Consider the following 26459-nt stretch of genomic DNA (forward strand, 5'->3'; position numbering starts at 1 on the left):
GTGGCGTCGGCCAGGCGCGCCGCCGCCGACAGCGCGCCCGGCGCGATGGCGAGGCGTTCGCCGACGAGGATGACCGCGCCGGGTTCGCGCAGCCGCCCGGCGAGCACGGGATCGGCGGTGAGCAGCTCGTCCAGGACGCGGGCCTCCTCGCCGGGCGCGGCGGCCAGCAGCCGCCCGGACATGCGTTCCAGGCCCCGATCCCCGTAGGGCGCAATCGAATACACCGGCAGGCCGCGGGTGCGGGCGGCCTTGCGCAGGCGCAGGTAGACGATCGGGGATTCCTCCTCGGGCGCGAATCCGGCCAGCAGCACCACCGGGGCGGCGGTGAGGGCGGCGTAGTCGACGACGGTGCCGCGCCCGGCGACGCGGGCGGCGAGGAAGTCGGCCTCCTCGCGCGAGTGGGGGCGGGCGCGGAAGTCGATGTCGTCGGTGCCCAGCGCGAGGCGCGCGAATTTGGTGTAGGCGTAGGCGTCTTCGACGGTGACGCGGCCGCCGACGAGCACGCCCGCGTTGCCGCGCGCGACGGTCAATCCGCGGGCGGCGCGGGCGAGGGCTTCGGGCCAGGACGCGGGGACCAGTTCGCCGGTGTCGTCGCGGACGAGCGGGGTGGTGAGCCGGTCGGGTTCGCTGGCGTAGGCGAACGCCCAGCGGCCCTTGTCGCAGTTCCATTCCTCGTTGACCTGCGGGTCGTCACCGGCCAAGCGGCGCAACACCTTTCCGCGGCGGTGGTCGGTGCGCTGGGCGCAGCCCGAGGCGCAGTGTTCGCACACGGCGGGACTGGAGACGAGGTCGAAGGGGCGGGCGCGGAAGCGGTAGGCGGTGCCGGTGAGCGCGCCGACGGGGCAGATCTGCACGGTGTTGCCGGAGAAATACGATTGCAGCGGTTCACCGTCGGCGATGCCGACCTGTTCGAGCGCGCCGCGTTCCATCAACTCGATGAACGGGTCCCCGGCGATCTGCTGGGAGAAGCGGGTGCAGCGCGCGCACAGCACGCAGCGTTCCCGGTCCAGCAGCACCGCGGGGGAGAGCGGAATCGGTTTGGGGTAGGTGCGTTTGACGCCCTCGAAGCGGGATTCGGCGCGGCCGTTGGACAGGGCCTGGTTCTGCAACGGGCATTCCCCGCCCTTGTCGCACACCGGGCAGTCGAGGGGATGGTTGATCAGCAGCAGCTCCATCACCCCCTCCTGCGCCTTGGCCGCGGCGGGGGAGGACAGCTGGGTACGCACGATCATGCCCTCGGCGACGGCCATCGTGCACGAGGCCACCGGTTTGCGTTGCCCCTCGACCTCGACCAGGCATTGGCGGCACGCGCCGACGGGGTCGAGCAGGGGGTGGTCGCAGAAGCGGGGGATCTGGATGCCGACGAGTTCGGCGGCGCGGATGAGCAACGTCCCGGCGGGGACGCTGACGGTGGCGCCGTCGATGGTGAGGCTGACCAGGTCGGCCGGGACGACGTCGTTGGGGTTGCTGCTCACGGTCCTGGTCATCACACACCCTCTGCAACATCGGCCCAGGCGGTGGACCGGGCGGGATCGAAGGGGCATCCGCCGTGGCGCAGATGCTCGAGGTATTCGTCGCGGAAGTACTTCAGCGAGGACACGATCGGGCTGGCCGCGCCGTCGCCGAGCGCGCAGAACGACTTGCCGTTGATGGTGTCGGCGATGTCGAGCAGCGTCGTCAGATCGGTGTCGGTGCCCGCGCCGGATTCGAGACGCTCGAGCAGTTGCACCAGCCAGTAGGTGCCCTCGCGGCAGGGGGTGCATTTGCCGCAGGACTCGTGGGCGTAGAACTCGGTCCAGCGCAGCACCGCGCGCACCACGCAGGTGGTGTCGTCGAAGATCTGTAATGCCTTGGTGCCCAACATGGATCCGGCGGCGATCACGTTCTCGTAGTCGAGGGGGACGTCGAGGTGCTCGGCGGTCAGCAGCGGTGTCGACGAGCCGCCGGGGGTCCAGAACTTCAGCGTGTGCCCGCGGCGCACCCCGCCCGCGTGGTCGAGCAACTCCCGCAACGTGATTCCGAGCGGGGCCTCGTACTGGCCGGGCCGGGTGACGTGGCCCGACAGCGAGTACAGGGTGAAGCCGGGGGATTTCTCGCTGCCCATCGACCGGAACCACTCCACCCCACGCGCGAGGATCGGCGGGACGCTGGCGATGGATTCGACATTGTTGACCACGGTCGGGCACGCGTAGAGCCCGGCGACCGCGGGGAACGGCGGCCGCAGCCGGGGTTGGCCGCGGCGGCCCTCGAGGGAGTCGAGCAGCGCGGTCTCCTCACCGCAGATGTAAGCGCCCGCCCCGGCGTGCACGATGAGGTCGAGGTCGAAGCCGGAGCCGAGGATGTCGTGGCCGAGATATCCGGCCGCGTAGGCCTCGGCGACCGCGCTCTGCAACCGCCGCAGCACCGGCAGCACCTCCCCGCGCACGTAGACGAACGCGTGCGCGGCGCGAATCGCGTAGGCGGCGATCACGATTCCCTCGATCAGCGCGTGCGGGGTGGCGAGCATGAGCGGGATGTCCTTGCAGGTGCCCGGCTCGGACTCGTCGGCGTTGACGACCAGGTAGTGCGGTTTGTCGTCGTCCTGGGGGATGAACCCCCATTTCATGCCGGTGGGGAAGCCGGCCCCGCCGCGCCCGCGCAGCCCGGCGTCCTTGACCGCCGCGATCACCTCGTCGGGCGGCATCCGCAGCGCGCGCGCCAAGCCCTGGTAGCCGTCGTGGGCGCGGTAGGTGTCCAGGGTCCAGGAGCGGGGCCGGTCCCAGGAGCGGGTGAGTACGGGGGCGAGAGTCATTGCGCGCCTTCCTCGTTGGTGTCGCGCGCGGCGCGCAGCCCGGCGAGGGTCGCCGCGCCGGGTTCGCCCTCGGTGGCGTCGGGGCGTTCGTCGGGGAATCCGGCGAGGATGCGGGCGGTGTCGCGGAAGGTGCACACGGGGGCGCCGCTGCGGGTGCCGGTGACCTGTTCGCCGCGGCGCAGCGAATCCACCAGGGCGCGAGCGGATTCGGGGGTCTGGTTGTCGAAGAACTCCCAGTTGACCATGACGACGGGGGCGTAGTCGCAGGCGGCGTTGCATTCGAGGTGCTCGAGGGTGACGGTGCCGTCGGGGGTGGTCTCCCCGGGACCGATGCCCAGATGCTCGGTGAGGTCGGTGAGGATGCGGTCGCCGCCGAGGATCGCGCACAGGGTGTTGGTGCACACCCCGACGTGGTAGTCGCCGGTGGGGGTGCGCCGGTACATGGAATAGAAGGTGGCCACGGCGGCGACCTCGGCGTCGGTGAGGCCCAATTGTTCGGCGCAGAAACCGATTCCGGTGCCCGAGACGTAGCCTTCGACGCTCTGCACCAGGTGCAGCAGCGGCAGCAGCGCCGAGCGCGGGTGCGGGTAGCGTTCGATGATCTCCTTGGCCTCGAGCTGGAGGCGGTCGCGCACGTCCTGCGGGTAGGGGATCGGGCGCGCGGACAGTTTCAGCAGGATCTCGGTCATCGATCCACACCACCCATCACCGGGTCGATGCTCGCGACCGCGGCGATGACGTCGGCGACCATGCCGCCCTCGCACATCGCCGCCACCGCTTGCAGATTCGTGAACGACGGGTCGCGGTAGTGCACCCGGTAGGGGCGGGTGCCGCCGTCGGAGACCATGTGCACCCCGAGCTCGCCGCGCGGGGACTCCACCGCCGAGTACACCTGTCCCGCGGGCACCCGCATGCCCTCGGTGACGAGTTTGAAGTGGTGGATCAGCGCCTCCATGGAGGTGCCCATGATGCGGCCGATGTGTTCGGGGGAGTTGCCCAGCCCGTCGGGGCCGAGTTTCAGGTCGGCGGGCCAGGCGATCTTCTTGTCCGACACCATGATCGGGCCGGGCCGCAACCGGTCCAGGCACTGTTCGACGATCTTCAGCGATTCGCGCATCTCCCTGACCCGGATGAGGTAGCGGCCGTAGGCGTCGCAGCCGGTGTCGGTGACGACGTCGAAGTCGTAGGTGTCGTAGCCGCAGTAGGGCTGGGCGGTGCGCAGGTCGTGCGGCAGCCCGGTGGCGCGCAGGATGGGGCCGGTGATGCCCAGGGCCATGCAGCCCGCCAGGTCGAGGTAGCCGATGCCGCGGGTGCGGGCCTTCCAGATCGGGTTCTCGTTGAGCAGCAGTTCCATGTCGCGCAGCCGGGACGGCATGAGCGCCAACAGCTCTCGGATCTTGGTGACGCCGTCGTCGGGCAGGTCCTGGGCGAGGCCGCCGGGGCGGATGTAGGCGTGGTTCATCCGCAGCCCGGTGATCAGTTCGAAGATGTCGAGGACCAGTTCGCGTTCGCGGAACCCGAACAGCATCGGGGTGAGCGCGCCCAGTTCCATGCCGCCGGTCGCGAGGGCCACCAGATGCGAGGAGATGCGGTTGAGTTCCATCAACAGCACCCGGATCACCGTGGCGCGTTCGGGGATGTCGTCGGTGATGTCGAGCAGTTTCTCCACGCCCAGGCAGTAGGCGGTCTCGTTGAAGAACGGGGAGAGGTAGTCCATGCGGGTGACGAAGGTGACCCCTTGCACCCAGTTGCGGAACTCGAGGTTCTTCTCGATGCCGGTGTGCAGATAGCCGATGCCGCAGCGGGCTTCGGTGACGGTCTCGCCCTCGATCTCGAGGATCAGCCGCAGCACCCCGTGCGTGGAGGGATGCTGCGGGCCCATGTTGACGACGATGCGTTCCTCGGCCGCGCCGCCCAGGGCCTGCCGCACGTCGGCCCAGTCCTGCCCGACGACGGTGACCGTGGTCGGGGACGTCTGTGTGTCGGTCATCAGCTGTATGCCCTCCGCTGGTCGGGCGGCGGGATGCGCGCGCCCTTGTATTCGACGGGGATGCCGCCGAGCGGGTAGTCCTTGCGCTGCGGATGCCCGCGCCAGTCGTCGGGCATGGTGATGCGGGTCAGCGACGGGTGACCGTCGAACAGGATCCCGAAGAAGTCGTAGGTCTCGCGTTCGTGCCAGTCGGTGGTCGGATACACCGCGTACAGCGAGGGAATGTGCGGATCGTCGTCGGGGGCGGCCACTTCCAGGCGCAGCCGCCGCCCGTGGGTGATCGAGGTGAGGTGGTAGACGGCGTGCAGTTCGCGGCCGGTCTCGTCGGGGTAGTGCACGCCGCTCACGCCCAGGCACAGCTCGAACCGCAGCGCGGCGTCGTCGCGCAGCGCGCGCGCCACCGCGGGCAGCTGCGCGCGGCGGATGTGCAGGGTGAGTTCGCCGCGGAACACCACGATCTTCTCCACCGCGGCGTCGAAACCGTTGTCGGGCAACGCCTCTCGCAGCCGGTCGACGAGGTCGTCGAAGTAGCCGCCGTAGGGGGGTGCGGTGCCGCCGGGCAGGGCGACGGTGCGCACGAGGCGGCCGTAGCCGGAGGTGTCGCCGGTGCCGGTGACGCCGAACATGCCGCGCCGCACGCCGATCACCTCGTCGCCGGGCACGGCGCGCTGGTCCTGTTCGGCGCGGGTGGCCTCGTCCTGGTCGGTGGGTTCGCGGTCCTCGCTCATCGCAGCAGTCCCGTCATCCGCACGGTCGGGGTGACCGCGAGCGCGGCGGCCTCGGCGGCGCGCACCGCCTCCTCGCGGTCCACGCCGAGGGGCATCTGCTGGATCTTCTCGTGCAGTTTCAGGATCGCGTGCAGCAGCATCTCCGGGCGCGGCGGGCAGCCGGGCAGGTAGATGTCCACGGGCACAACGTGATCCACGCCCTGCACGATGGCGTAGTTGTTGAACATCCCGCCCGAGGACGCGCACACGCCCATGGCCAGCACCCATTTCGGTTCGGTCATCTGGTCGTAGACCTGCCGCAGCACCGGCGCCATCTTCTGGCTGACCCGGCCCGCGACGATCATCAGATCCGCCTGGCGGGGCGAGGCGCGGAACGCCTCCATCCCGAACCGGGCGAGATCGAATCGGCCCGCGCCGGTGGCCATCATCTCGATCGCGCAGCACGCCAGCCCGAAGGTGGCGGGCCACAGCGAGCCCTTGCGCAGATAGCCCGCGAACTGTTCGACCGTGCTCAGCAGGAATCCGCTGGGCAACTTCTCCTCGAGACCCATTGTCGTTTCTTCCCTCGGCTCAGTCCCAGCTCAGGCCGCCGCGCCGCCACTCGTACGCGTAGGCCACCGAGACGTTGAAGATGAACAGCGCCATCGCGGCCAGCCCGAACACACCCAGCGCATCGAAGTGGATCGCCCACGGGTAGAGGAACACGATCTCGATGTCGAAGATGATGAACAGCATCGCGGTCAGGTAGTACTTGACCGGAAACCGTTGTCCGGCAGCGTTTCCCGGGCCGCCGCCCACCGCGTGCGGGGTGGGTTCGATACCGCATTCGTAGGCTTCGAGTTTGGCCCGGTTGTAGCGTTTGGGGCCGATGAAGGCCGCGAGCGCCAGCGAGACCAGCGCGAACGCCGCCGCGATCGCGCCCAGGACGAGGGTCGGCACCTCGGTGTTCACAACTGCAACCCCTCCTCGAGACCTGACGCGGACGGCAGCTGCCGAGGCGGGGCTGACATCGTCGTCGGCCGGGCCAGTCTCGCCCCTGGGCCCGCTCGGCACGCGGCACGGACGAGGGGGAGAGTCTGCGGCCAGACGTGATGTCGACGCCCGCGCTCGTGTGAGCTAGGGCACAGCCTACAACCGTTCCTTCTGAATACCGCGGGAATGCGGGGGGTGTTTGATCGATTTCCGTACTGCGATTTATGACCGAATCGACGCAATCGCCCCGATTCGTCACATGACGGCGGCGTCGGGAACGCGGCCGAGCACCGCGGCGAAGTCCAGCACCCGATGACTCTCGTGATCGCGCGCCCACACCAGCCCGAGCCGGGACTCGGGCACCCCGCGCACCGGCACGAACGCCACATCGGGGCGGCGATGGTAGTCGGCGGTGGTGCGGCACAACAGGAGTGCGCCGCGCCCGGCGGCGACCGCGGCGATCGCCTCCTGGGTGGTGCGCACGCGCGGACCCGCGGGAATCGGGTCCCCGGCCGGGGTGTGGGTGGGTGCTTGGGCCAGTCGCCAGTAGTCCGGTGCGGGAGCGGCGGTGGCGATGAGCGGGCAGGCGGCGAGCTCGTTGGCGTGCAGGGCGGGGCGGGCGGCGAAGGGGTGGTCGGCGGCGACGACGAGGACCTGCGGGCGGGGCGGCAGGATCTGCCCGAGCGCGAGATCGGGTTCGGCGACCGGCAGCAGCACCAGCGCGGCGTCGGTCTCCTGGCGGCGCACCGGGCCGAACGGGTCGGCGTAGGGGATTTCGACGAGTTCCACGGTGACCTCGGGGTGGTGGTCGCGAAAGGCGCTGACGGCGGCCATGATTCGTTCGTCGGCGCTGCCCTGGAACCCGATGCGCAGCACCCCGCGGCGGCCGCGAGCGGTGGCGCGGGCGGTGTCCACGGCAGCGCGCAGGTCGCGGTAGGCGGTGTCGAGGTCGGGGTAGAGCTGCTCGCCGAGCGGGGTCAGGCGCACGCGGCGGCTGGTGCGGTCGACCAGGCGGGCGCCGATGCGGCCCTCGAGGGCGCGCAGCAGTTGCGAGATCCGGCTCTGCGACAGGCGCAGCCGCGCGGCGGCCCGGCCGAAGTGCAGTTCCTCGGCCACGGCGAGGAACGCCTCCAGTTCGCGCAGCTCCATCGCGGCTCCTTCCTCGGTCGATGAGTCCCGCTCATAGAAGGATGAGGACTTCGCCGTTGTTCCCGCCGGTGGTCGCGGGTTGGCTGGGGGCATGACGGATGTGTGCGTTGATTCGGTTGCGCGGCAGGATGTTTCGGGTGGCTGGCCCGCGGTGGCGGTGGTGGCGGCGGGGACGTTCACGGCGGTGACCTCGGAGATGCTGCCGGTGGGGTTGCTGACCCCGGTCGGGGCGGGGCTGGGGATCTCCGACGGGCGGGCGGGGTCGGCGTTGACGATCACCGGGGTGCTGGCCATGACCGCGCCGCTGGTGCCGGTGGTGTGGGGGCGGGTGGACCGGCGGGTGGTGTTGTGCGTGATGCTGGGAGTGGTCGCGGTGGGGAATCTGCTGTCGGCGGTGGCGCCGGGATTCGGGACGCTGGTGGCGGGGCGGGTGCTGATCGGGGTGGGCATGGGTGGGGTGTGGGCGGTGTCGGGCAGTCTCGGGGCGCGGCTGGTCGGGGCGGGGTCGGTGGGGTGGGCGACGTCGGTGATCTTCAGCGGGGTCGCGGTGGCCTCGGTGCTCGGGGTGCCCGCGGGGACGTATCTGGGGTCGACGGTCGGGTGGCGGTGGGCATTCGGGGCGGCGGCGCTGCTGGCGCTGGGGGTCGCGGCGGCCGTGACGCTGGTCGTGCCGTCACTGCCCGCCGCGCGCGCCGCGTCGCCGCGGGCGTTGCCCGCGCTGCTGGCCCGGCCGTCGCTGCGCACCGGCATGATCGTGGTGGTGCTGCTGGTGACCGGGCATTTCGCCGCCTACACCTATATCCGGCCGTTCCTCGAACAGGCCACCGCCGCCACCGCGCCCACGATCGGCACGGTGCTGCTCGGTTACGGAATCGCCGGTGTCGCAGGCACATTCACCCTCGGCGCGCTCGCCGCGCGCGCCCCGCGCCGGGCGGTGCTGCTGATCACCCTCACCCTGCCCGCGGCGGTGGCCGCGCTCGCGCTCACCCACACGCTGCCCGTGGCGACCACGCTGCTCGTGGTGTGGGGCGTCGCCTACGGCGGTGTGTCGGTGACCTCGCAGAACTGGACCGTGGCCGCCGCGCCCGACGCCCGCGAGGCGGCCTCGGCGATCCTGGTCGCGGTGTTCAACGGCTCGATCGCGTTGGGCGCGTTGGTCGGTGGCGGTGTCGTCGACGGGTTCGGGATCCGCGCAGGGCTGTGGTCGTGCGTGGGGCTGGTGGTCGCGGCGGGCGTGGTGGCGGCGGTGGGGGCTCGGCCCGCCGCCACTCGGTGACCGGGGCTAGGCCGCCGGGCGGCCGCGCAGGGCGCCGGTGACGGCCTCGGTGAGGTGGAAGGGGTCGATGGGGTGGGAGCTGGCGGCGTCGGCGCGCGACCAGTTGGCGAGCCAGGCGTCGTCGGCGCGGGCGGTGAGCACGACCAGGGGCGGGCAGGCGGGGATCTCGTCCTTGAGCTGTTTGGCCAGGCCGAGACCGCCGGTGGGGGCGGCCTCGCCGTCGAGGACGGCCAGATCCACCTCGCCCGCGTCGAGGTGCGCGATGACGACGGGCGCGGTGGCGACCTCGAGGTAGTCGAACGCGGGCAGGTCGGGGTGAGGGTGCCGGCCCAGGGCCAGCATCACCTGGGCGCGGGTGTCGGCATCGCTCGAGTACACGAGAACCCGCAGCGTCGCGGGACGGATCGCATCGGCCACGGTTCGAATGCTACGTCCGCAAGGCGGCCGGGCGGGGCAGGTTGCGATACTCCGCGGCGCGTCGGCGCGGGGGACTTCACCGGCGGGTTGATCGTTCCTGCTGGAATCGTTGCTGGTCACCGGGGCGAAAACGCGAGATCCTGAACGACACAGAGGGCAACGACGGTAGGGCGGCAGATATGCGGATCTCGGAGATTCTGCGCAGGAAGGGCGCCGACGTGGTGACGATCGCGCCCGACGCGAGCGTGCGGGAACTACTTCAGATACTGGCCGAACACAATGTCGGCGCGGTCGTGGTGTCGGCGAACGGAATCGGCATCGATGGCATCGTGTCCGAACGCGACATCGTGCGCCGACTGCACGCGGTGGGCGCGGCGCTGCTGGATCATCCGGTGGCCGACATCATGACCGCGGTGGTGCACACCTGCGCCCCCGACGACCGGGTGGAAAGCCTGCGCGCCACCATGACCGACCACCGCATCCGGCACCTGCCCGTCCTCGACGCGGGCCGCATGGTCGGCATCGTCAGCATCGGGGACGTGGTGAAGAGCGCGATCTCCGAACTCGAGGACGAGCGCGAACACCTCGTGCAGTACCTGCAAGGGTGACCGGGCGGTGACTACGCCAGCCCCCAGGCGTGCAGCAGGTAGGTGATGTTGGCGGCGATCGAGGTGACGACGTTGGCCAGATTCAGGACGGCCGAGCCGAGATCGAACATGGGGCGGAACTCCTCACGACGGTAGTGCTCGCCCGCCACGGTAGGCCGGGGTACGCGGGCGCGGCAACCCGTATCCCGGTCGCGTGCGGGGTCGGGATATGGCAAGGTGGTCAGCGCTGAGACGTTCTCCCGCAGCGGGTTTCGACGCCCCTCGCGCGGGCGCGGCACGCGGGCGGGATGGCCGATCTCACGGACCCGAGGGCGCTGTGGTCGGGCTCACCGGGGCGTGGTCGGCACAGGTGGGCGGGGATACGGCGTGACAGGGTTCGAGCAGCTGACCGAGCGATTCCTGGCGGCCCTGCGGGCCGGCGGGGGTGGTGTCGCGGGTGCGTGCCGTGCCAGTGTGCGCGTGCTGCCGGTGCAGCGCGCCGCGATCGTGATCGATGAACAGCACGCGGGGGTGCAACCGTGGTGCAGCAGCGACGCCGTGGCCGCGGGCGTCGAGGCCGTGCAGGCCACCGTCGGGGAGGGTCCGGCCGTGGACGCCGTCGCCACGGGAGTGCCGGTGCCGGTGCGGGATCTGGCCGGGCCCGGGGACCGCTGGCCCGGATTCGCCGACGCTCTCGCCGGGACGCGTGTGTCGGGGGCGATGGTCGCGGTGCCGCTTCGGTTGGGGGCGTTGCGTTTCGGGGCCTTGGATCTCTACCGCGACGAGCCCGGTCCGCTCGACGCGACCGCCCTGTCGGCGGGTCTGCACATCGCCGATCTCATCACCGCGCAGCTGGTGCTGGCCCGCTCCCGCCGTTTCGGCACCGACCTCGACGACGACTGGCTCGAACAACCCATGGCGAGCCGGGCCATCCATCAGGCCGCGGGAATGGTTGTGGCGCAATCGAACGTGACGGTCCCCGACGCCTACGCGCGGCTGCGCGCCTACGCCTTCGGGCACGGGATGTCGCTGGCCGAGGTCGCGCACGCGGTGGTGGCGCGGCGGGTGCGGTTCGACGGGGAGTGAGTGCGGCCCGGCGCACGCTGCGATATCGCATGCGATGCCAGGGCGAGGGCGCGCGCGGTGATCATCGTGCGGCACGGCCAATTTCGCGTCGCCGCTCACCGGGGCGGCCCGGCCGATTCCGCGTCGCGGCTCATCGAACGGCCCGGCCGATTCCGCGCTGCGGCTCAGTCGAGGAGGGGGGCGGTGTCCTCGGTGCCGTCGACGACGGCGGCGGCGACCTCGGCGAGGCGGCGGCCGGTGCGGTGGGCGTGGGCGCGCAGGCGGCGGAACGCGTCGGCCATGTCGAGGCCGCCGCGTTCGGCGAGAACGCCTTTGGCCTGTTCGATGACGATGCGGGTGCGCAGCACGGCGGGCAGGTGGGCGGTCAGGTCGTCCAGGCGCGGCAGCGCGACCCGGGCGGTGATGCCCAGGCCCGCGAGATCGGCGAGGGCCTGTCCGGTGCGCAGGGCGGCGGCGTCGGGGCCGCCGAGGGTGGCGGTGAGAATGGTGAGGGCGCCGACGCTGCCGCCGCGCGCCCGCAGCGGCAGCGCGCACGCCGCGCGGTAGCCGAAATCCAGTGCGCGCTGGCAGAATTCGGGCCAGCGGTGGTTGGTGCGGGCGAGGTCGGCGACCACGGTGGGCGCCCCGGTGCGGAAGGTGTGCCGGCCGGGGCCGTCGAGCGCCTCGACCTGCAACAGCTCCAGCAGGTCGGGTTCCTCGCTGGTGGAGGCCATCAGTTGCAGGTCGCGGCGGTGGTCGGCGAGGAACAGTCCGGCGTCGGCGCCGCCGGTGAGCGGCGGGCAGGCGTCGACCAGGTGCTGGGACAGGTCGACGACGTCGAAGTCGTGGGCGAGCACCTCGAGCCCGGCGATCAGCGCCGTCAGCAGGGGGTGCTCGTCGTCGGGCCGCATAGCGCCTCCGGGCGGGACGAAGGGAGTCACGCGCATACGGGATTCCATGGTGGCATCTGTGCGCCACTGTTGTCGACGGCCGTTGACACCGCAACAAAGTTGAATCAGCCACGCCGGTGGGGTGTTTCGGGGACGGTCCGGCGGTCATACCATCGAGGGGTTCGGCGCAGCGCGGTGTCGGGCGAGGTGTCGGCACGGACGAGGGCGAACCGGATGGGTGAGGGTGAGCGAGCGCGGCCGGTTCCGCTGCCCGACGCGGACGGCCGCGACGCGGTGGTGACCCGGCTCATCGGCACCGCGACCGAGGCGTTGGGCGCGGCGGGCGCGTCGGTGCTGCTGGTCGAGGACGGGACGTGTACGGTCGCGGCGGCCACGGCGGCGGGGCTGCTCGACCTGGAGGCGACCCAGTGCGCGTGCGGTCGCGGGCCCGGGGTGCAGGCGCTGCGGCGCGGGGAGGCGGTCGTGGCCGCCGATGTGCGCGGGCGTCGGGGGGAGTGGCCGGAGTACGCCGATGCGGCGGTCGGGCAGGGGTTTTCGGCGGTCGCGGCGATCCCGATGCGGTGGGGGGAGGCGGTGCTCGGGGTGTTGGGGGTGTTCGCGGCGCGGGCGTGGACCGCGTCGGAGGTGGCGGTCGGTGCGTCGCTGGCGGGGATGGCGGCCGGGCATCTGCTGACCGCGGACCGGTTGCGCCACCAGGAACGGGTGACCGCGCAGCTGCGGCACGCGTTGTCCTCGCGAATCGTGGTCGAACAGGCCAAGGGGGTGTTGGCGGGGACGCGGCGGATCACCCCCGAGGCGGCCTACGAGCTGATCCGCGCGCACGCGCGGCGACGGCGGATCGGGGTGCACGAGGTGGCGCGCGCGATCGTCGAACACGGTCTGCGGCCCTGACCGACCCGGTACCATCGCAGAGCGGGTCCTGAAACCCCTGCCCCCGGACAGGATCTCGTACTCCTTCGTCTGTTTCTGGGGGCTCTCGTGGCCGGACACGTTCCCGACGCCGAACTGGTGCGTCGCGTCGGCCGCGGCGATCGCGACGCGTTCGCCCAATTGTATTCCCGCACACACGGTTTGGTGTTCCGCCGGGTCCTGGCGGTGCTCCGCGACCCCGGCTACGCCGAGGAAACCTGCCACGACGTGTACCTCCAGGTATGGCGCAGCGCCGCCGGATTCGACGAGACCCGCGGCTCGGCGGCGACCTGGCTGCGCACCCTGGCCCACCGCCAGGCGGTCGACCGCGTCCGACACGAACGCGCCACCGCCGAACACGATCACGCGTGGGGCGTCATCGACTACCGCCCACCCCTGGACATCGTCGAGGAGGAGGCCCTGCGCCGCCACGATCTGCGCTGGGTGCGCCGCGGATTGGGTGTGCTGACCCCACTGCAACGGGAGACGGTACTGCTGGCCTACTACCGCGGCCTGACCTATCCGCAGGTGGCCGCGCAGTTGGGAGTGGGGTTGTCGACGGTGAAGGCCCGGATCCGGGCGGCGTTGGCGCGGTTGGAAACGGTTCTCGCCGAACCCGATTCATGATCGCGCCGAAACACGGCGATATGCTCTTTTCACCGCTTCGTAACAGCGAAACCGCCCAGTACCCCCGGGCCCCGGGTGCACAATTCCATGCGGGCGGATTGTTCGATCGCCACCCCCGCGGTACACGACACCGCTGCCCGGGTGGGGCCCGGGATGTGCCTCGACCCCCGAACCTCACCCCCGCCCAGCCGCCCCACCGTGTGAACAATCCGCCCATCCAACGTGCGCGTGTCGGTGGGTCATCGCCGGGCGGGGCCGAGCCAGGCCGTGATGTCGATGACGGCGTCGCAGTAGTCGTCGGTGGCGTCGAGGACGGGTCGGTCGTCGAGGTCGCCGGTGCGGGCCAAGGGTGCCAATTCCTGTGTGAGATAGGCGTATCCGGTCTGTCGGCCCGAACCCGCGGTGACGTCCAGGTCGATGCCGTAGGTGCGGGCGCTGCGGATGACCTTGATGTAGATGCGGCAGGTGTCGGCGTCGCGGTGGAGGAATCCGGCGAAGGCGAAGTCGTCGGCGAACCAGGGTATGCCGCCGCCGGTGAGCAGGCTGAACAGACCGAACAGGCGTTGATCCCCCGGATCGGTCACGATCGTGGCGTCGAATCCGAGGTCGGCGGCGGCAACGATGATGTCGCCGTGGCTGTCTCGGGGCTGGTTCGAGTGGTCCGCCAGCACGCGATCGAGAACGGGCGCGACGACGAAACGGGCATGATCGAGGGCACTGGGAACGTCGAGTTCGTTGCCCAGGTCATACTCGACCGCGACCCCGGGCCGCATATCCGCACTGTCGCACAACACAATCCGCGCGCGTCCGGCCCCGCCGCGCACCACCCCGCGAAGCCGGGGGCCGTCGCCGGAACCGATCGGAGCGAGCACGAACGGAATCGCCCGAGAGAGCAGAAAATCGAACCGCGCGTCGGCGTCGGACAACCGCATTCCTCCTCGGTCAGCGAACCGTGTTGACCCACCCGGGACACACATCCATGCCCTCACAGTATGCCGTGATAACTCCGATGTTCTTTCCGTCGGTCGTCCGGTAAATTCGGTCGTCGGTGGCGGTCGCCGCTTGGACAATCACCCGCACCGTCAAGCGAACACCACCCTTCTGGTCGACGGCCAGGCTGGTGTACTCGACTCGCGCACCCAGTTCCTTGTCGGGCTTGTGCGTCTGAAATGCCGCGTGAATCGGGACACCCGACGTCAGGTTGTGGGTGAACGCGTAGTGGGCGAAGCCGAGTACGTCATTCCCTTCTCGAACCGGCGTGCTCACCCCGCGCAGATCGTGCTCGTCCCACTTGATGACTGCCCAACCGTCACCTTGTCGGTGCAGGGGTGCCCGTGTCACGTCGGGCCGGTCACCGGTCGGTGCGGGCGCGATGGTCTCGGTGATCGGCGCGAGCCGCCCCCAGCGGGCCTGGTACTGCTCCGGGGACAGGAATACGAACTCGGAGTTCACCTGTGCTGCTGCGGCAGTACCGGCTGTGGCGAGGAGAAGCAGACCTGCGCCTGCCAACCCCTGGAGAAGCGCGGCTTCGTCGCGAGCGTAGCGGCCTCGAAATACCGTACGGCACAATCCGATTGCCATCGATGAACCCCCCGATTTTCAGATCTGCGACCTCGACCGAGGTCCCCCCTCGTCTGTTGGTCGGCAGTTTACCCGTCTTTCGGCGGACTTGTCCTGCTACTTGACGACGCACAGGGTGGTCCCAGGCGCGGCGAAACCCTGTGCGTCGCACCGAGATCCGGTCGGATGCTACATAACCTGCTCCCAGCTGCCGCGTGTGTCGATGTGGGTGGCGTCGGCGAGGGCTTCCAGTTCGGTGATCTGCTCGGTGGTGAGTTCGATGGCGCGGGCGCGGCGGAGGCCGTCGATGTGGGCGGGCTTCGTGATGCCGATGAGAGGGGTGGTGCCCTTGGTGAGGGCCCAGGCGGTGGCGATGTCGGCGGCGGAGGCGCTGTGGGGGGCGGCGAGGGCTGTCATGCGGTCGGTGAGGGTTTGGAGTTGGGGGAGGACGGGGTTGTAGACGGCGGCGCGGGCGCTGCCGGGCGGGAGCGGGTGGGTGGGGGTGTAGGTGCCGGTCAGGGCGCCTTGTTCGAGGACCATGTAGGAGAAGAACGGGATGTCGTGGGTGCGGCAGTGGGCGAGGATGCCCGCGTGTTCGGAGTTGCGGTAGAGCAGGCTGTAGTGGTTCTGGACGGCCTCGACGCGGTAGCCGGCCGTGCCGAGGATGCGGTCGGCGAGGGTGATCTGTTCCAGGTTGTGGTTGGAGACGCCGACGTGTCTGATCTTGCCGCTGCGCAGCAGCGGGATCAGCGCCGGTGTCCAGCGGGCCACGTCGGCGGGGTTGTGGATCCAGTACAGGTCGACATAGTCGGTGTCGAGCCGGTCGAGGCTCTGGTCGAGCATGGCCGCGACCGGATCGTCGTCGTCGCCCGCGATCTGCGGGGTGAACTTCGTCGACAGCTGGAACTCGTTGCGGGAGTGGCCTTTCAGGGCCTGCGCGAGGGCCGTCTCGGAGTGGCCCATGCCGTACACCGCCGCGGTGTCCCACAGGGTGAATCCGTGGGCGTGTGCCTTCTCGACGACCTCGCGCAGGCCGGAGGGGGTCAGCGGGCTGCCGAAGTAGCCGTCGCCCGGCGCGCCGCTGTCTCCCCAGGCCCAGGTGCCGAGCGCCACCGGCGCGATGGTGCCGAATACGTCAGATGTCATGTCTCCAGCAGACCGCGCGCGCCGCCGCCGGAGAAGGTCGCGTTCATCGGGGTATCGTCTCGACCCCCCTCGGGCCGTGACCGGCGGCTAGCGTGGAGGTCATGGACCCGCAGCCCGGCAACCGCGACGACATCCGGCATTTCCTTGCCAGTCGGCGGGCCCGGCTCAGCCCGGCGCAGGTCGGGCTGCCCACGGGGCCGCGGCGTCGGGTCGCGGGGTTGCGGCGTGAGGAGGTCGCGGTGCTCGCGGGGGTGAGCACGGATTGGTATGTGCGGCTGGAGAAGGGGCACATCGCGGGTGTGTCCGAGGACGTCCTGGACGCGGTCGCTCGCGCGCTGCGACTGGACGACGACGAACGCACCTACCTGTTCGACCTGGCCCGGTCGGCGCGGCCCGCGGGTCGCGCACGGTCGCGGCGGCGGGATGTCGAGGTTCCGCCGCAGGTGCGGTGGCTGCTCGACGCGATGACACTGTCCGCGGCGTTCGTGCGCAACGGCCGCACCGAGGTGGTCGCCAGCAATGCGCTGGCCCGAGCGGTGTTCTCGCCGATGTTCGCCAGCGCCACGGTCGATCGGCGCGGCCGCCCCAACCTGAGCCGCTACATCTTCCTCGACCCCGGCGCCCGGGAGTTCTTCCCCGACTGGGACGCCGCCTGCGCCGCCACCGCGGCCCTGCTGCGCGCGGAGGCCGGGCGCGAGCCCCGCGACCGTGCGCTGCGCGAACTCGTCGGCGAGTTGTGCACGCTGAGCCCCGAGTTCCGTTCCCGGTGGGCCGCCCACGATGTCCTGATTCGCCACGACGGCGGTAAACGGCTGCGGCATCCCGAGGTCGGGGAGCTGGAACTGACCTTCCGTGACCTCGACCTTCCCCTACCGGGTCCGGCGGTGCACAACCTGATCACCTACACCGCCGAACCCGGCACGCCGTCGGAGGACCGGCTCAAACTCCTCGCCAGCTGGGGTGTCACGCCGTCGGGGATCGACCGGACATAGCGCCGCCCACCGGTCCCGTGGCCGCCGCGAAGGCGGACCCCGGACGCGCGGTGGGCGGGCGCGTATTAGGGTTCGAGCGCGTTCGGATCATCGGCTCGATCACGGAGGAAACCTTATGCGTCGCACCGGGATCGGTGTCTCGATGTTCGTTCTCGTATTGGGCATCGCCGGGTGCGGGGGGTCGGAGTCGCACGAGGGCCACGGCGGGCACAGTTCGACGGTAGCGACGACGGCGACGTCCGCACCGGCGGCGGGTGGGGATTGCGCGACAACCCAGTGGCCGCAGGTGATGCCGGACTTTCGCGGCAAGCGGTTGGGCGAGACGGTGGTGGGCGCGGCGTTGTGTTACGACATCGCGGCGGTGACCGCGCCCGACGGGAGCGATGTGCGGCAGGATCCGAACGCGATGACCACACCGTGGGTCATCGCCGAGCAGTCGCCCGCGCCGGGCGCGTCGCTCACCGCGTCCACTCCGGTGACGTTCGAAGTGCAAGCGGCGCCGCGCAATTGAGTCAGCGGCCGGTGGCGCGCTGCATGTCCTCGGGGTAGCGGGCGCCCGCGACGGCGGTGGCGGGGGCGGCGGACTCGATGCGCGCGAGGTCCTCGGCGGTGAGGGTGAGGTCGGCGGCGGCGACGTTCTCCTCGAGGTAGGCGCGGCGTTTGGTGCCGGGGATGGGGACGACGTCCTCGCCTTGGTGCTGGACCCACGCCAACGCCAATTGCCCTGCGGTGACGCCTTTTTCGGCGGCGAGGGTGCGCAGCGCGTCGACCAGGGCGAGGTTGCGCTCGAAGTTGGCGTCGCTGAAGCGGGGCAGGCGGCGGCGCATGTCGTTCTCGGGCAGGTCGGCGACGGAGGCGAGCGCGCCGGTGAGCATGCCGCGCCCCAACGGGGAGAACGGGACGATGCCGATGCCCAGTTCGCGGCAGGTGGGCACGATCTCGGCCTCGATGTCGCGGGTCCACAGCGACCATTCGCTCTGCAACGCGGTCACCGGGTGCACGGCGTGGGCGCGGCGGATGGTGTCCGCGGACGCCTCGGAGATGCCGAGGTGGCGGACCTTCCCGGCGCGCACGAGGTCGGCGAGCGCGCCCCAGGTCTCCTCGACGGGCACGGTGGGGTCGACGCGGTGCTGGTAGTACAGGTCGATGTGGTCGACGCCCAGCCGGGTCAGCGACTCGTCGAGGCACTGCCGCACGTAGGCGGCGTCGCCGCGCGTGCCCGCCGGGCCGCTGTCGCCCCACACGATGCCGAATTTCGTTGCGAGCACGACCTTGTCGCGGCGGTCGGCGATGGCGCGGCCGACCAGTTCCTCGTTGACGCCCGCCCCGTACACGTTGGCGGTGTCGAGCAGGGTGACGCCGAGGTCGAGCGCGCGGTGGATGGTGGCGATGGATTCGCGGTCGTCACCGCGGTCGCCGTAGGCGTGGCTCATGCCCATGCAGCCGAGCCCCTGCGCGCCGACGGTCAGCGTGCCCAACGTCCTCGTTGCGATCATGGAGTGCGGTCCTCCTTCGTAGCGCGAATGGGTGAATCGTGGTCACCGGCACCGACGCTACGGCTTGGAGTGCGCTCCAGGTCAAGAGGAAAAACCTAGACGGGGGCGGCGCCGCTCCGGCGATCGCCGGGAGTCTGCATGATCTTGGTCCACCACGCGGCGAGCGGACTGGGATCGGGCCAGACGACGGCCTCGTCGGCGCTGTCGCCGTCGTCGCGGGGGGATACGGGGGCGGCTTGCGGTCGAACGGTCATCACGGATCTCCTCCGGAAACACCTACGGCTCCGGCTCGCGGTGGCGAGCGGCTCGGATCTATATCGTCAGTGTTAGATTTTGTATAGCAGATCGCGGGAATCGAGCTCAACCGAACCGGTCCCTATAATGCCGTTGTCGGATCGGAGGTGAGGTGTGGAAATGGGTCCTGACCAGGGGCAGCCACTGCCCGACCCGACGGTAGGGGTTTACGCGATCTCCGTCGCGGCCGATTTGTCCGGTATCGGGGTGCAGACCCTGCGGCTCTACGAACGCCACGGTCTGGTCACCCCGGCGCGCAGCGCGGGCGGCACCCGCCGCTACAGCAGCGCGGATCTGGCGCGGCTACGGCGGATCGTGGCGTTGGTGCGCGACGGGGTGAATCTGGCGGGGGTGCGGCGGATTCTGGAGTTGGAGGACGACAACGCCGCGCTGCGGGCCGCGAACGGGGCTGGGGCGCAGCGGGATTCGTAGGTTCTCAGGCGGGTTGCCACAGCTCGATACGGTTTCCCTCCGGGTCGGTGACCCAGCCGAACCGGCCGATCCCGTCCATGTCCTGGATCTCCTCGGCGACATTCGCGCCCTTGTCCCGGAGCTGGGTGAGCATGGCGTCGAGGTCGCGGACCCGGAAGTTGAGCATGGTCTGCTGGGTGCGGGAGCCGAAGTAGTCGGTGTCGGCGGGGAAGGGCGCGAAGACGGTGGGGCCGGGCTGTTGCTGCCACACGGCGTTGTCGGCGGCGTCGAGGCCGAGGCAGTCGCGGTACCAGGCGGTGAGGGCGGCGGGGTCGGCGGCGCGCAGAAAGTAGCCGCCGATGCCGAGGACTCGTTCCATGGCGTCAGTCTGGCACGGCCGCCCGGCGCGCGCGCCGGGCGCGGACCCAGCGCCGGGCGCGAAGGGCCAACCACCACACCACGATCAGCAGGATCAGGACGGCGACGAAAGCCAGGATCGGGACGGCCAGGGCGAGGACGGTCAAGACGAGGGAGGTGCCGTCCTCGGCGGTGGAGACCACCGGGTTGCCCGCGCCCGCGGTGGTCGCGGTGACGAAGGGCCGGGCGACGGTGCGGCCGACGTGCACACTGCCCGCGGTGAGGGCGCCCAGGACGACGGCGACGGTGGGCGGCAGGTGGGAGTTGAGGCTGGTGTCGGCGGCGAAGAGGATGGCGCCGGAGGTGGGGGCGATGAGGGTGCCGACGGCGTGCACGGCCGAGTCGAGGGCGGGGATCTTGTCGCCGATGAGGTCGAGGACGAACAGCACGGCGAGCCCGAGCAGCGCCGGGGTGGACGACAGCCAGGAGTAGGAGTCGCCCAGATCGATCCAGCCGAGACGGTCCGCGCCGCCGACGACGAGCAGGGGAAGCCAGGCGTTGAGCCCGGCGGCGCCGGACAGACCGAAGGCGCCGAGGATGGCCGTGAGGGCCGCTGAGATCTCCACCCCACCAGTGTGCAGTCCGCAGGCGTCGGTGCGGTGTGAGTACGGCGTCAGTGCGGTGTCAGCGCGGCGGGCGACGGTGGCGGGGTGAACGGTCTTGTGACACAGCTTGTCCGAGGGGAGCGCGCGCTGGCCCAGGTGCTGCGCTTCGCCCTCGTCGGCGGATCGAGCAATATCGCCTATGCGCTGGTGTTCTGCGCGCTCGACCGGTCGGGGCCGATGCTGGCCAATATGGTGGGGTCGATCGTGAGTACGGTCCTGGCCAACGAACTGCACCGCCAGCTCACCTTCCGCGCGGCGGGCCGGGTCGGCTGGTTCACCGCGCAGTGGGAAGGCGGGGGGCTCGCGGTGGCCGGATTGTTCTGCAGCACAGCGGCTTTGGTGGGGCTGGCGCGGTGGGCGCCGGGTCTGGGCGCGACCGGGCAGGCGGGCGCGGTGCTCGCGATCACGGCCGCGGTGGGCGCGCTGCGGTTCCTCGCGTTGCGGGGGTTGGTGTTCTGAGAGGGTGGGTACATGAGTGCTGAATTGCGTTCGGTCACAGTCCGGGTCGAGAACGAGCGCTGCCGCCAGACGGTGCTCGCGGCGGTCGATCTGGTCGCGGAACCGGGCCGGATCACCGCGCTGCTCGGCGGGCCGGGGGCGGGCAAGACGATGGTGGCGCTGGCGCTGACCGGGCAGTTGCCCGCCGCCGCGCGGGTGCGGGGGCGGGTGCTGATCAACGGGTCGGTCGTCGGCGCCGGGCAGTGGCCGCGGCTGCGGGGGCCGGTGGTGGGGTATGTGCCGCAGGACGGTGTGCGCGCGTTCGACCCCGAGCAGACGGTGGGCGCGCAGTTGCGCCGCCACCACGACAGCGCCCGCGTCGAACAAGCCTGCGCCGCGGCGTATTACCCGCGCGAGGCGCTCGATCTACTGCCGCATCAGCATTCGGGCGGCCAGATCCAGCGGGCGGCCCTGGCCGCCGCCCTGCTGCCCGAGCCGTCCGTGCTGGTCGCCGACGGCCCGGCGAATTCCCTCGACGCGGGAACGGCGTTCGGGGTGTGGATGTCGCTGCGGAGGTACGCCGACGCGGGCGCGACCGTCGTGGCCGTCAGCAACGAGGTGTCGCTGCTGACCCGGCGGGGTATCGCCGACCGGCTGGTGATCCTGCACGAGGGCCGCGTCCTCGCCGCGGGCTCCGCCGACGAGCTCTCCCGGTCGAGCGACCCGTTCGTGCGCGCCCTGCTCGCCGCGCCGTGGTGACACCGGTTGGGCGCCAGCGGGTTTCGCCGCGTCGGCCTCCCCGCGTGGTGTGGGCGAGCCGACGGACGCTGCCCGCCACCGTGTCTCAGCGCACCGCGATGGTGGCCGACCCGTGCCCGAACAGGCCTTGGTTCACCGCGATTCCCGTGCGGGCGCCCTCGACTTGGCGGCCGTCGGCCTGGCCGCGTAGTTGCCAGGTCAGTTCGCAGATCTGGGCGATGGCCTGGGCGGGGATGGCTTCGCCGAAGCAGGCCAGGCCGCCGCTGGGGTTGACCGGGACGCGGCCGCCCAATGTCGTTGCGCCGCTGCGCAACAGCTGCTCCGCGGCGCCGGTCTCGCACAGGCCGATGTCTTCGTACCAGTCCAGTTCCAGCGCGGTGGACAGGTCGTAGACCTCGGCGAAGGACAGGTCCGCCGGGCCCAGCCCGGCCTCCTCGTAGGCGGCGTGCGCGATGGCGGCGCGGAAGGGGCGCGGCGGCGGGTCGACGGCCACGGCGGAGTCGGTGGCGAAATCGGGCAGGTCGAGGACGGTCTTGGGGAACGTCGGGGTGATCGTGGACAGCGCGCGGATCCGTACCGGGTCGGTGCTGCCGTGGCGGCGGGCGTAGTCCATCGAGGTCAGCACGAGGGCCGCGCCGCCGTCGCTGGTGGCGCAGATGTCGAGCAGCCGCAAGGGATCGGACACGATCGCCGAGGCCGAGACCTCCTGCGCGGTGACCTCCTTGCGGTAGCGGGCGTACGGGTTGTGCAGGCCGTGGCGGGCGTTCTTCACCTTGACCGCGGCGAAGTCGTCGAGGGTCGCGCCGTGCAGGGCCATGCGGCGGCGGGCGTAGAGCGCGAAGTAGATGGGGTTGGTCGCGCCGAGCAGGTGGAACCGCAGCCAGTCCGGATCGTCGCGGCGCTCCCCGCCGACGGGCTGGAAGAACCCCTTGGGCGCGGCGTCCGCGCCGACGACGAGGGCGACGTCGGTGAGTCCGGCGAGGATCTGGGCGCGCGCGGTGGCGATGGCCTGGGCGCCCGAGGCGCAGGCGGCGTAGCTGCTCGAGATCCGCGCGCCCGACCAGCCCAGCGCCTGGGCGAAGGTCGCGCCGGAGACGAAGCCGGGGTAGCCGTTGCGGATGGTGTCCGCGCCCGCGATGTAGCCGACGTCGCGGTGGTCGATCCCGGCGTCGGCCAGCGCGGCCCGCGCGGCGACCAGGCCGTATTCGACGAAATTGCGTCCCCACTTGCCCCATGGGTGCATGCCCGCACCCAGGACGGCGATATCGCGGTCAGGCATCGACGGGCCTCCACATCCACACGGTGTGCTCGGTGTCGGCGTCGGTGTAGAGCACGCCCACGGTCAGTTCGACCGGCACGCCGACGGCCAGGTCGTCCACGCTGAGCCCGCGCACGACCTGCCCGAGGACGACCATCCGCTCGACGTCGAGTTCGACCGCGGCGACGAGGTAGGGCTCGAACGGGTCGGGGGAGACGTAGGGCGGGGGCGGCTGGTAGCGGGCGTCGGCGTAGGACCAGATCCGTCCGCGCGAGGAGAACCGGTACTCGGCCAGTTCCGACCCGTCCTTGGGGCTGTCGCACTGCGGGTTGCGGCACGCGAGGGTGTTGCGCGGGAAGTACGGCGTACCGCAGACGCCGCAGCGGCTCCCGATCAGGCGCGGCGTGCCGTCCTCGGCGGTGAACCAGTCGGCCACCGCGGGGCGTTGTTGCTTCTGCACGCCACCGACGTTATAGGAACACGTTCTATTTTGGAATGGGAACGGTTCCGTGAATCCGTGCCAACCGGTACGGTTCGGTCGGTGGGCACGAATGACATTGACCCGCAGGCGATCCGCACCGTGACGATCGCCGGGGACCCCGGGGACACGCGGCGGATCGTGCGGCGGCTGGTGGCGACGGGATCGGGCACGGCGGCCGCGCTGCGCTGGCACGAGCACACGATGCACCTCACCGAGCTGTCCACCCGCGCCCCGATCGCCCACGTCGAGCGCGCGATCCCGGTCGCCGACGGGCTGATCGTGCTGGCCGGCGCGGCCGACGCCGATCCGCGGCTCGAGACGGTGCTGCGGGTGGCCGACGACCATCAGGTCGCGAGGCTGTGCCTGGTGACCGACCTCGCCCACCCCGCCGCCGATTTCGGCCGCGCCCTGCGGGTGATCACCGCCGCGCGCGGCGCGGTCCCGGTGCCGGTGCAGATCCCGGTGGGGGTGGGGCCGGGGTTTCTGGGGATCGTCGATCTGGTGACGATGTGGTCGCGGGCGCCGTTGGAGAGCGAATTCTTCGGGGGGCGTTGGGAACTCGCGCGGCGCTGGTATCGCGGTTTGGTGGCGGCGGTGTCGGACGCGCCGGAGGCGGGGGTGCCCGACGATCTGCCCGACCGGATCCGTGCCCGCACGCTCGTCGGGGAGGTGGTGCCGGTGCTGTGCGACGCGGCGCCGCGCAGCGCGGACCTTGCGGCGCTGCTCGACGCGGTGGTGCGGTATCTGCCGTCGCCGATGCAGGTGTGTCAGCCCGAGCACGTCTTGGATTACTGATCCGGGTGTGGGTCAGTCGGCGGCGTCGGGGAGTAGGTTCACGCAGCCGGCGATGACGTCGGCGGCGGTGCAGGAGAGGGTTTGGTCGGTGGCGAAGGCGTGGGCGCGGAGGCGGGCGAGGGCGTCGGCGAGGGTGTAGTCACTGCGGGCGGCGAGCATGCCGCAGGCGGTGTCGACGTCGTGGTAGACGACCTCGGAGCGGATGCGCCAGGGGGCTTGGTCGTTCTCCTCGGCCAGTGCGCGGCCGGTGAGTGCGGTCAGGGTGGTGGCGTCGTCGTGGGTGCGGTCGGAAATCGCTTGGGCGCCTGCGGAGTACAGGTCGAGCGAGCCGAAGTGGGCGGCGCCGAGTCGCAGTGGGAGGGCGGTGACGGCGCCGGCGTTGACGGTCGCGGCGTAGGCGCCGAAGATGGGCCAGCGGGGGTCGCTTTCGATCTGTACGGATTTGACCGGTTCGCCCGCGCGCAGGGCGTAGGCGTCCCGTGCCGGTCCCTCACCGAATCCGTACTGGGCGTCTTCGAGGTTCTGGCCCCAGTCGCAGCTGCTGCCGAAGATCTCGAGGCTGTCGATGTCGGCGCGCAGGGTGACCGCGACGGCGTCGACGCCGGGCAGGCAGGTGACGCAGGCCGCGCAGATGCGGTGTCCCCAGGTCGCGGCGGGGACGGGTTGCCCGATCGCCGCGATCGCGGCGTGCAGGCGGGTGTGGGTGCGCCCGTTCATGGGTCGCTCCGATCCGTGTGGGTGTGCCCGCTGGCCTGGAGATCGTGAGGACCCTCGCGACGCCCGCCCCGGGCGCCTGCTCAGCGTGTTCGTGCCGCGGTCAGGGGAGCGCGACGACATCATCTCGATCGGAGCAGCCGAAACCCGCTTGCACCGCGGGCCGCGTCTCCTGGGCGTGGTCGAACCGAACCCCACGAGGAGTCGGGGGTCGAGGCAACTCGACCGATCGGGCGGGCCACCGGATACACCGGCTTCCCCAGTTTCCCACGAACGGTTCCCGGGCGCATCCCCCGGAATTCGGCCGTGCGTGTCGGGTGGGTGAGGTCGGCTCGAAAGTTCTTGCGAACCAACGAGTTTCACCACTGATGCCGTTTCGGCCACCCGCGGCGGCGTGTCGACATCGGCGGGCGAGGACGACGGTGGGTGATGTGTCCAGCAGGTCGGGGTTGCCGGAATTCGCAGGGCGGGGAGGCATTCGGCGATGAGGCGGCAATTCACACTGGGCGCGCTCGGTACGCGTGTGCGGACCTGTTGTGCGCCAACAATTTTGGTGTTGGTCGTCGTCCGAGCTCGGCGCTCCGCTGGGCGATGCCACCCCCGCGCCGGAGTCTCGATCCCGGCCGGGGCTGAGGAAGACGTGGCTCGCACCGATCGCCGTACCACAGGCGCTCAGGGATCACCCCTACAGTTCGACGACGACCTTGCCCTGCACGTGCCGTCCTGCCTGGAGCTCGACCGCGGCGCGGATCCGCTCGACCGGGAAGGTGGCGGCGATCGGAACCCGCAGCTCGTCCGCGGCGACCAGGCGGGCGATCTCGTCGAGAGCGCCGGGGGCGGCGTCGGCGCCGTTGGCCGGGGTGATGCCGTCGATCTGCCCGGCGATGGTGGTGATGCGCGCGTCGGGGACGCCGAGTTCTCGTGCGGCGTAAGCGGTTTCGGTGCCGTGCAGGTCGATGGCGGCGGTGATGCCGTCGGGGGCCAGGGCGCGGACGCGGTCGGGCAGTCCGTCGCCGTAGGTGACCGGGTCGGCGCCGAGGTCGCGCAGGAACCGCGCGGAGGTCGCCGATCCCGTGCCGAGGACGCGCGCTCCGGCGCGACGGGCCAGTTGGACGGCGAATACGCCGACCCCGCCCGCGGCGCCGCCGATGAGGACGGTGTCGCCGGGTGCGGGGGCGACGACGGTGAGCGCGGCGGCGGCGGTGCAGCCCGCGATGGTGAGGACGGCGGCGGTGCGGTCGTCGACCCCGTCGGGGGTGTGGTGGGCCTGGCCGCCGTGCGCGATGGTCCCGGCCGCGTCGATGATGACGTGGTCGGCGATCGCGCGGGACAGGACGCCGCCGAACACGCGGTCGCCGGGCGCGAAACCGGTGACGCCGTCGCCGACCTGGTCCACCACGCCCGCGTAGTCGGTGCCGAATCCGCACGGCAGGCTCAGACCGAATCGGGCGGCGGTCTGCTCGTCGGAGGTCATGAACCAGTCCATCGGGTTGAGCCCGGCCGCGGTGACGCGCACCCGGATCTGCCCCGGACCCGCCTGCGGTACGGGAACATCTTGGAGCGCAAGGACTTCCGGGCCGCCGAACGATTCGAGCCGCACCGCTCTGCTCGGGCTCGCCGGTGTCGGGGTGCTGCCGTCGGGCATGCTGGCCTCCTCGGGGTCGGGAGAAA

Annotated in this window: 32 protein-coding genes; 11 read left to right on the top strand and 21 right to left on the bottom strand. The window is 71.2% G+C overall.

The window, feature by feature from the left end; translation table 11 throughout:
- The 8 genes from ACWDSJ_RS32005 to ACWDSJ_RS32040 form a co-directional block, all read right to left on the bottom strand.
- The coding region (locus ACWDSJ_RS32005; RefSeq protein WP_450036365.1) for an NADH-quinone oxidoreductase subunit G at positions 1-1487 on the bottom strand (1487 nt) is incomplete at its 3' end.
- A complete protein-coding gene (nuoF, locus tag ACWDSJ_RS32010) occupies positions 1487-2791 on the bottom strand; it encodes an NADH-quinone oxidoreductase subunit NuoF (RefSeq protein WP_450036366.1) in 1305 nt (434 codons plus the stop codon). The genes ACWDSJ_RS32005 and nuoF, both read right to left, overlap by 1 nt.
- Positions 2788-3480, bottom strand: a complete 693-nt coding sequence (nuoE, locus tag ACWDSJ_RS32015; RefSeq protein WP_387370050.1) for an NADH-quinone oxidoreductase subunit NuoE — start codon at positions 3478-3480, stop codon at positions 2788-2790. Before nuoE ends, nuoF begins: the two co-directional genes overlap by 4 nt.
- On the bottom strand, positions 3477-4781 hold the full coding sequence (gene nuoD / locus ACWDSJ_RS32020) for an NADH dehydrogenase (quinone) subunit D (protein ID WP_450036368.1): 1305 nt from the start codon (positions 4779-4781) through the stop codon (positions 3477-3479). Before nuoD ends, nuoE begins: the two co-directional genes overlap by 4 nt.
- On the bottom strand, positions 4781-5509 hold the full coding sequence (locus ACWDSJ_RS32025; RefSeq protein ID WP_450036369.1) for an NADH-quinone oxidoreductase subunit C: 729 nt from the start codon (positions 5507-5509) through the stop codon (positions 4781-4783). The genes nuoD and ACWDSJ_RS32025 overlap by 1 nt, the downstream gene beginning before the upstream one ends.
- A complete protein-coding gene (locus tag ACWDSJ_RS32030; protein WP_387370044.1) occupies positions 5506-6060 on the bottom strand; it encodes a NuoB/complex I 20 kDa subunit family protein in 555 nt (184 codons plus the stop codon). Before ACWDSJ_RS32030 ends, ACWDSJ_RS32025 begins: the two co-directional genes overlap by 4 nt.
- Before the next feature lie 19 nt (positions 6061-6079).
- On the bottom strand, positions 6080-6460 hold the full coding sequence (locus tag ACWDSJ_RS32035; RefSeq protein WP_387370042.1) for an NADH-quinone oxidoreductase subunit A: 381 nt from the start codon (positions 6458-6460) through the stop codon (positions 6080-6082).
- A 276-nt stretch (positions 6461-6736) separates the two neighbouring features.
- Complete coding sequence (locus tag ACWDSJ_RS32040; protein WP_450036370.1) at positions 6737-7630, bottom strand: LysR family transcriptional regulator; 894 nt, start codon at positions 7628-7630, stop codon at positions 6737-6739.
- Positions 7631-7721: 91 nt separating this feature from the next.
- On the opposite strand from ACWDSJ_RS32040, the gene ACWDSJ_RS32045 reads away from it, so the two are divergent.
- The gene (locus ACWDSJ_RS32045) at positions 7722-8906 is read left to right on the top strand and encodes an MFS transporter (protein WP_450036372.1); all 1185 of its coding nucleotides are present in this window, start codon (positions 7722-7724) and stop codon (positions 8904-8906) included.
- Between the two features lie 6 nt (positions 8907-8912).
- Here ACWDSJ_RS32045 and ACWDSJ_RS32050 read toward each other — a convergent pair whose 3' ends face one another.
- The gene (locus ACWDSJ_RS32050; RefSeq protein ID WP_450036374.1) at positions 8913-9323 is read right to left on the bottom strand and encodes an Rv3143 family two-component system response regulator; all 411 of its coding nucleotides are present in this window, start codon (positions 9321-9323) and stop codon (positions 8913-8915) included.
- A gap of 179 nt (positions 9324-9502) precedes the next feature.
- Here ACWDSJ_RS32050 and ACWDSJ_RS32055 point away from each other — a divergent pair, with 179 nt between their 5' ends.
- On the top strand, positions 9503-9931 hold the full coding sequence (locus ACWDSJ_RS32055; RefSeq protein ID WP_450036375.1) for a CBS domain-containing protein: 429 nt from the start codon (positions 9503-9505) through the stop codon (positions 9929-9931).
- Between the two features lie 366 nt (positions 9932-10297).
- Positions 10298-10996, top strand: a complete 699-nt coding sequence (locus ACWDSJ_RS32060; protein ID WP_450036376.1) for a GAF and ANTAR domain-containing protein — start codon at positions 10298-10300, stop codon at positions 10994-10996.
- Between the two features lie 164 nt (positions 10997-11160).
- Here ACWDSJ_RS32060 and ACWDSJ_RS32065 read toward each other — a convergent pair whose 3' ends face one another.
- Complete coding sequence (locus tag ACWDSJ_RS32065) at positions 11161-11922, bottom strand: ANTAR domain-containing protein (RefSeq protein WP_450036377.1); 762 nt, start codon at positions 11920-11922, stop codon at positions 11161-11163.
- 177 nt (positions 11923-12099) lie between these two features.
- On the opposite strand from ACWDSJ_RS32065, the gene ACWDSJ_RS32070 reads away from it, so the two are divergent.
- The gene (locus ACWDSJ_RS32070) at positions 12100-12777 is read left to right on the top strand and encodes a GAF and ANTAR domain-containing protein (protein ID WP_450036379.1); all 678 of its coding nucleotides are present in this window, start codon (positions 12100-12102) and stop codon (positions 12775-12777) included.
- 87 nt (positions 12778-12864) lie between these two features.
- Positions 12865-13422: a sigma-70 family RNA polymerase sigma factor gene (locus tag ACWDSJ_RS32075; protein WP_450036380.1), complete on the top strand. Its 558-nt coding sequence runs from the start codon at positions 12865-12867 to the stop codon at positions 13420-13422.
- A gap of 239 nt (positions 13423-13661) precedes the next feature.
- On the opposite strand, the gene ACWDSJ_RS32080 is transcribed toward ACWDSJ_RS32075, so the two are convergent.
- From ACWDSJ_RS32080 to ACWDSJ_RS32090, 3 genes are all read right to left on the bottom strand, one after another.
- Positions 13662-14354, bottom strand: coding sequence for a hypothetical protein (locus ACWDSJ_RS32080; protein ID WP_450036382.1), 693 nt, complete (start codon positions 14352-14354; stop codon positions 13662-13664).
- 10 nt (positions 14355-14364) lie between these two features.
- The gene (locus tag ACWDSJ_RS32085) at positions 14365-15003 is read right to left on the bottom strand and encodes a hypothetical protein (protein WP_450036383.1); all 639 of its coding nucleotides are present in this window, start codon (positions 15001-15003) and stop codon (positions 14365-14367) included.
- Positions 15004-15171: 168 nt separating this feature from the next.
- A complete protein-coding gene (locus tag ACWDSJ_RS32090) occupies positions 15172-16128 on the bottom strand; it encodes an aldo/keto reductase (RefSeq protein WP_450036385.1) in 957 nt (318 codons plus the stop codon).
- A 101-nt stretch (positions 16129-16229) separates the two neighbouring features.
- Here ACWDSJ_RS32090 and ACWDSJ_RS32095 point away from each other — a divergent pair, with 101 nt between their 5' ends.
- Both ACWDSJ_RS32095 and ACWDSJ_RS32100 read left to right on the top strand, forming a co-directional pair.
- Positions 16230-17120 (top strand): helix-turn-helix transcriptional regulator, encoded by an 891-nt coding sequence (locus tag ACWDSJ_RS32095; protein WP_450036387.1) that lies wholly within the window; start codon positions 16230-16232, stop codon positions 17118-17120.
- Positions 17121-17235: 115 nt separating this feature from the next.
- Entirely contained in the window at positions 17236-17631 is a 396-nt protein-coding gene (locus ACWDSJ_RS32100) for a hypothetical protein (RefSeq protein WP_450036388.1), read from the top strand.
- Between the two features lies 1 nt (position 17632).
- Here the strand turns inward: ACWDSJ_RS32100 and ACWDSJ_RS32105 are convergent, their stop codons facing one another.
- Both ACWDSJ_RS32105 and ACWDSJ_RS32110 read right to left on the bottom strand, forming a co-directional pair.
- Entirely contained in the window at positions 17633-18616 is a 984-nt protein-coding gene (locus ACWDSJ_RS32105) for an aldo/keto reductase (protein ID WP_450036389.1), read from the bottom strand.
- A 95-nt stretch (positions 18617-18711) separates the two neighbouring features.
- Positions 18712-18870, bottom strand: coding sequence for a hypothetical protein (locus ACWDSJ_RS32110; protein WP_387370744.1), 159 nt, complete (start codon positions 18868-18870; stop codon positions 18712-18714).
- Between the two features lie 160 nt (positions 18871-19030).
- Here ACWDSJ_RS32110 and ACWDSJ_RS32115 point away from each other — a divergent pair, with 160 nt between their 5' ends.
- Positions 19031-19342, top strand: coding sequence for a MerR family transcriptional regulator (locus ACWDSJ_RS32115; protein WP_450036390.1), 312 nt, complete (start codon positions 19031-19033; stop codon positions 19340-19342).
- Positions 19343-19346: 4 nt separating this feature from the next.
- Here the strand turns inward: ACWDSJ_RS32115 and ACWDSJ_RS32120 are convergent, their stop codons facing one another.
- Together ACWDSJ_RS32120 and ACWDSJ_RS32125 are read right to left on the bottom strand one after the other, a co-directional pair.
- The gene (locus ACWDSJ_RS32120; protein WP_450036392.1) at positions 19347-19700 is read right to left on the bottom strand and encodes a VOC family protein; all 354 of its coding nucleotides are present in this window, start codon (positions 19698-19700) and stop codon (positions 19347-19349) included.
- A gap of 4 nt (positions 19701-19704) precedes the next feature.
- Positions 19705-20304 (bottom strand): DUF4126 domain-containing protein, encoded by a 600-nt coding sequence (locus ACWDSJ_RS32125; protein WP_450036394.1) that lies wholly within the window; start codon positions 20302-20304, stop codon positions 19705-19707.
- Positions 20305-20400: 96 nt separating this feature from the next.
- Between ACWDSJ_RS32125 and ACWDSJ_RS32130 the strand changes: the two genes are divergently transcribed.
- Both ACWDSJ_RS32130 and ACWDSJ_RS32135 read left to right on the top strand, forming a co-directional pair.
- Entirely contained in the window at positions 20401-20802 is a 402-nt protein-coding gene (locus tag ACWDSJ_RS32130; protein ID WP_450036395.1) for a GtrA family protein, read from the top strand.
- A 12-nt stretch (positions 20803-20814) separates the two neighbouring features.
- Positions 20815-21540, top strand: coding sequence for an ATP-binding cassette domain-containing protein (locus tag ACWDSJ_RS32135; protein WP_450036397.1), 726 nt, complete (start codon positions 20815-20817; stop codon positions 21538-21540).
- Between the two features lie 85 nt (positions 21541-21625).
- Here the strand turns inward: ACWDSJ_RS32135 and ACWDSJ_RS32140 are convergent, their stop codons facing one another.
- Positions 21626-22819 (bottom strand): lipid-transfer protein, encoded by a 1194-nt coding sequence (locus ACWDSJ_RS32140; protein ID WP_450036398.1) that lies wholly within the window; start codon positions 22817-22819, stop codon positions 21626-21628.
- Positions 22812-23258, bottom strand: a complete 447-nt coding sequence (locus ACWDSJ_RS32145) for a Zn-ribbon domain-containing OB-fold protein (protein ID WP_450036399.1) — start codon at positions 23256-23258, stop codon at positions 22812-22814. Before ACWDSJ_RS32145 ends, ACWDSJ_RS32140 begins: the two co-directional genes overlap by 8 nt.
- 81 nt (positions 23259-23339) lie before the next feature.
- On the opposite strand from ACWDSJ_RS32145, the gene ACWDSJ_RS32150 reads away from it, so the two are divergent.
- Positions 23340-24074 carry a hypothetical protein gene (locus tag ACWDSJ_RS32150; RefSeq protein WP_450036401.1) on the top strand — a complete coding sequence of 245 codons (735 nt, stop codon included), beginning with the start codon at positions 23340-23342 and terminating at the stop codon, positions 24072-24074.
- A gap of 12 nt (positions 24075-24086) precedes the next feature.
- On the opposite strand, the gene ACWDSJ_RS32155 is transcribed toward ACWDSJ_RS32150, so the two are convergent.
- Both ACWDSJ_RS32155 and ACWDSJ_RS32160 read right to left on the bottom strand, forming a co-directional pair.
- Positions 24087-24791 carry a GAF and ANTAR domain-containing protein gene (locus ACWDSJ_RS32155; protein ID WP_450036402.1) on the bottom strand — a complete coding sequence of 235 codons (705 nt, stop codon included), beginning with the start codon at positions 24789-24791 and terminating at the stop codon, positions 24087-24089.
- Between the two features lie 682 nt (positions 24792-25473).
- Positions 25474-26433, bottom strand: a complete 960-nt coding sequence (locus tag ACWDSJ_RS32160) for an NADP-dependent oxidoreductase (RefSeq protein ID WP_450036403.1) — start codon at positions 26431-26433, stop codon at positions 25474-25476.
- Positions 26434-26459: the final 26 nt, after the last annotated feature.

It is taken from the genome of Nocardia sp. NPDC003482, from assembly GCF_053588115.1.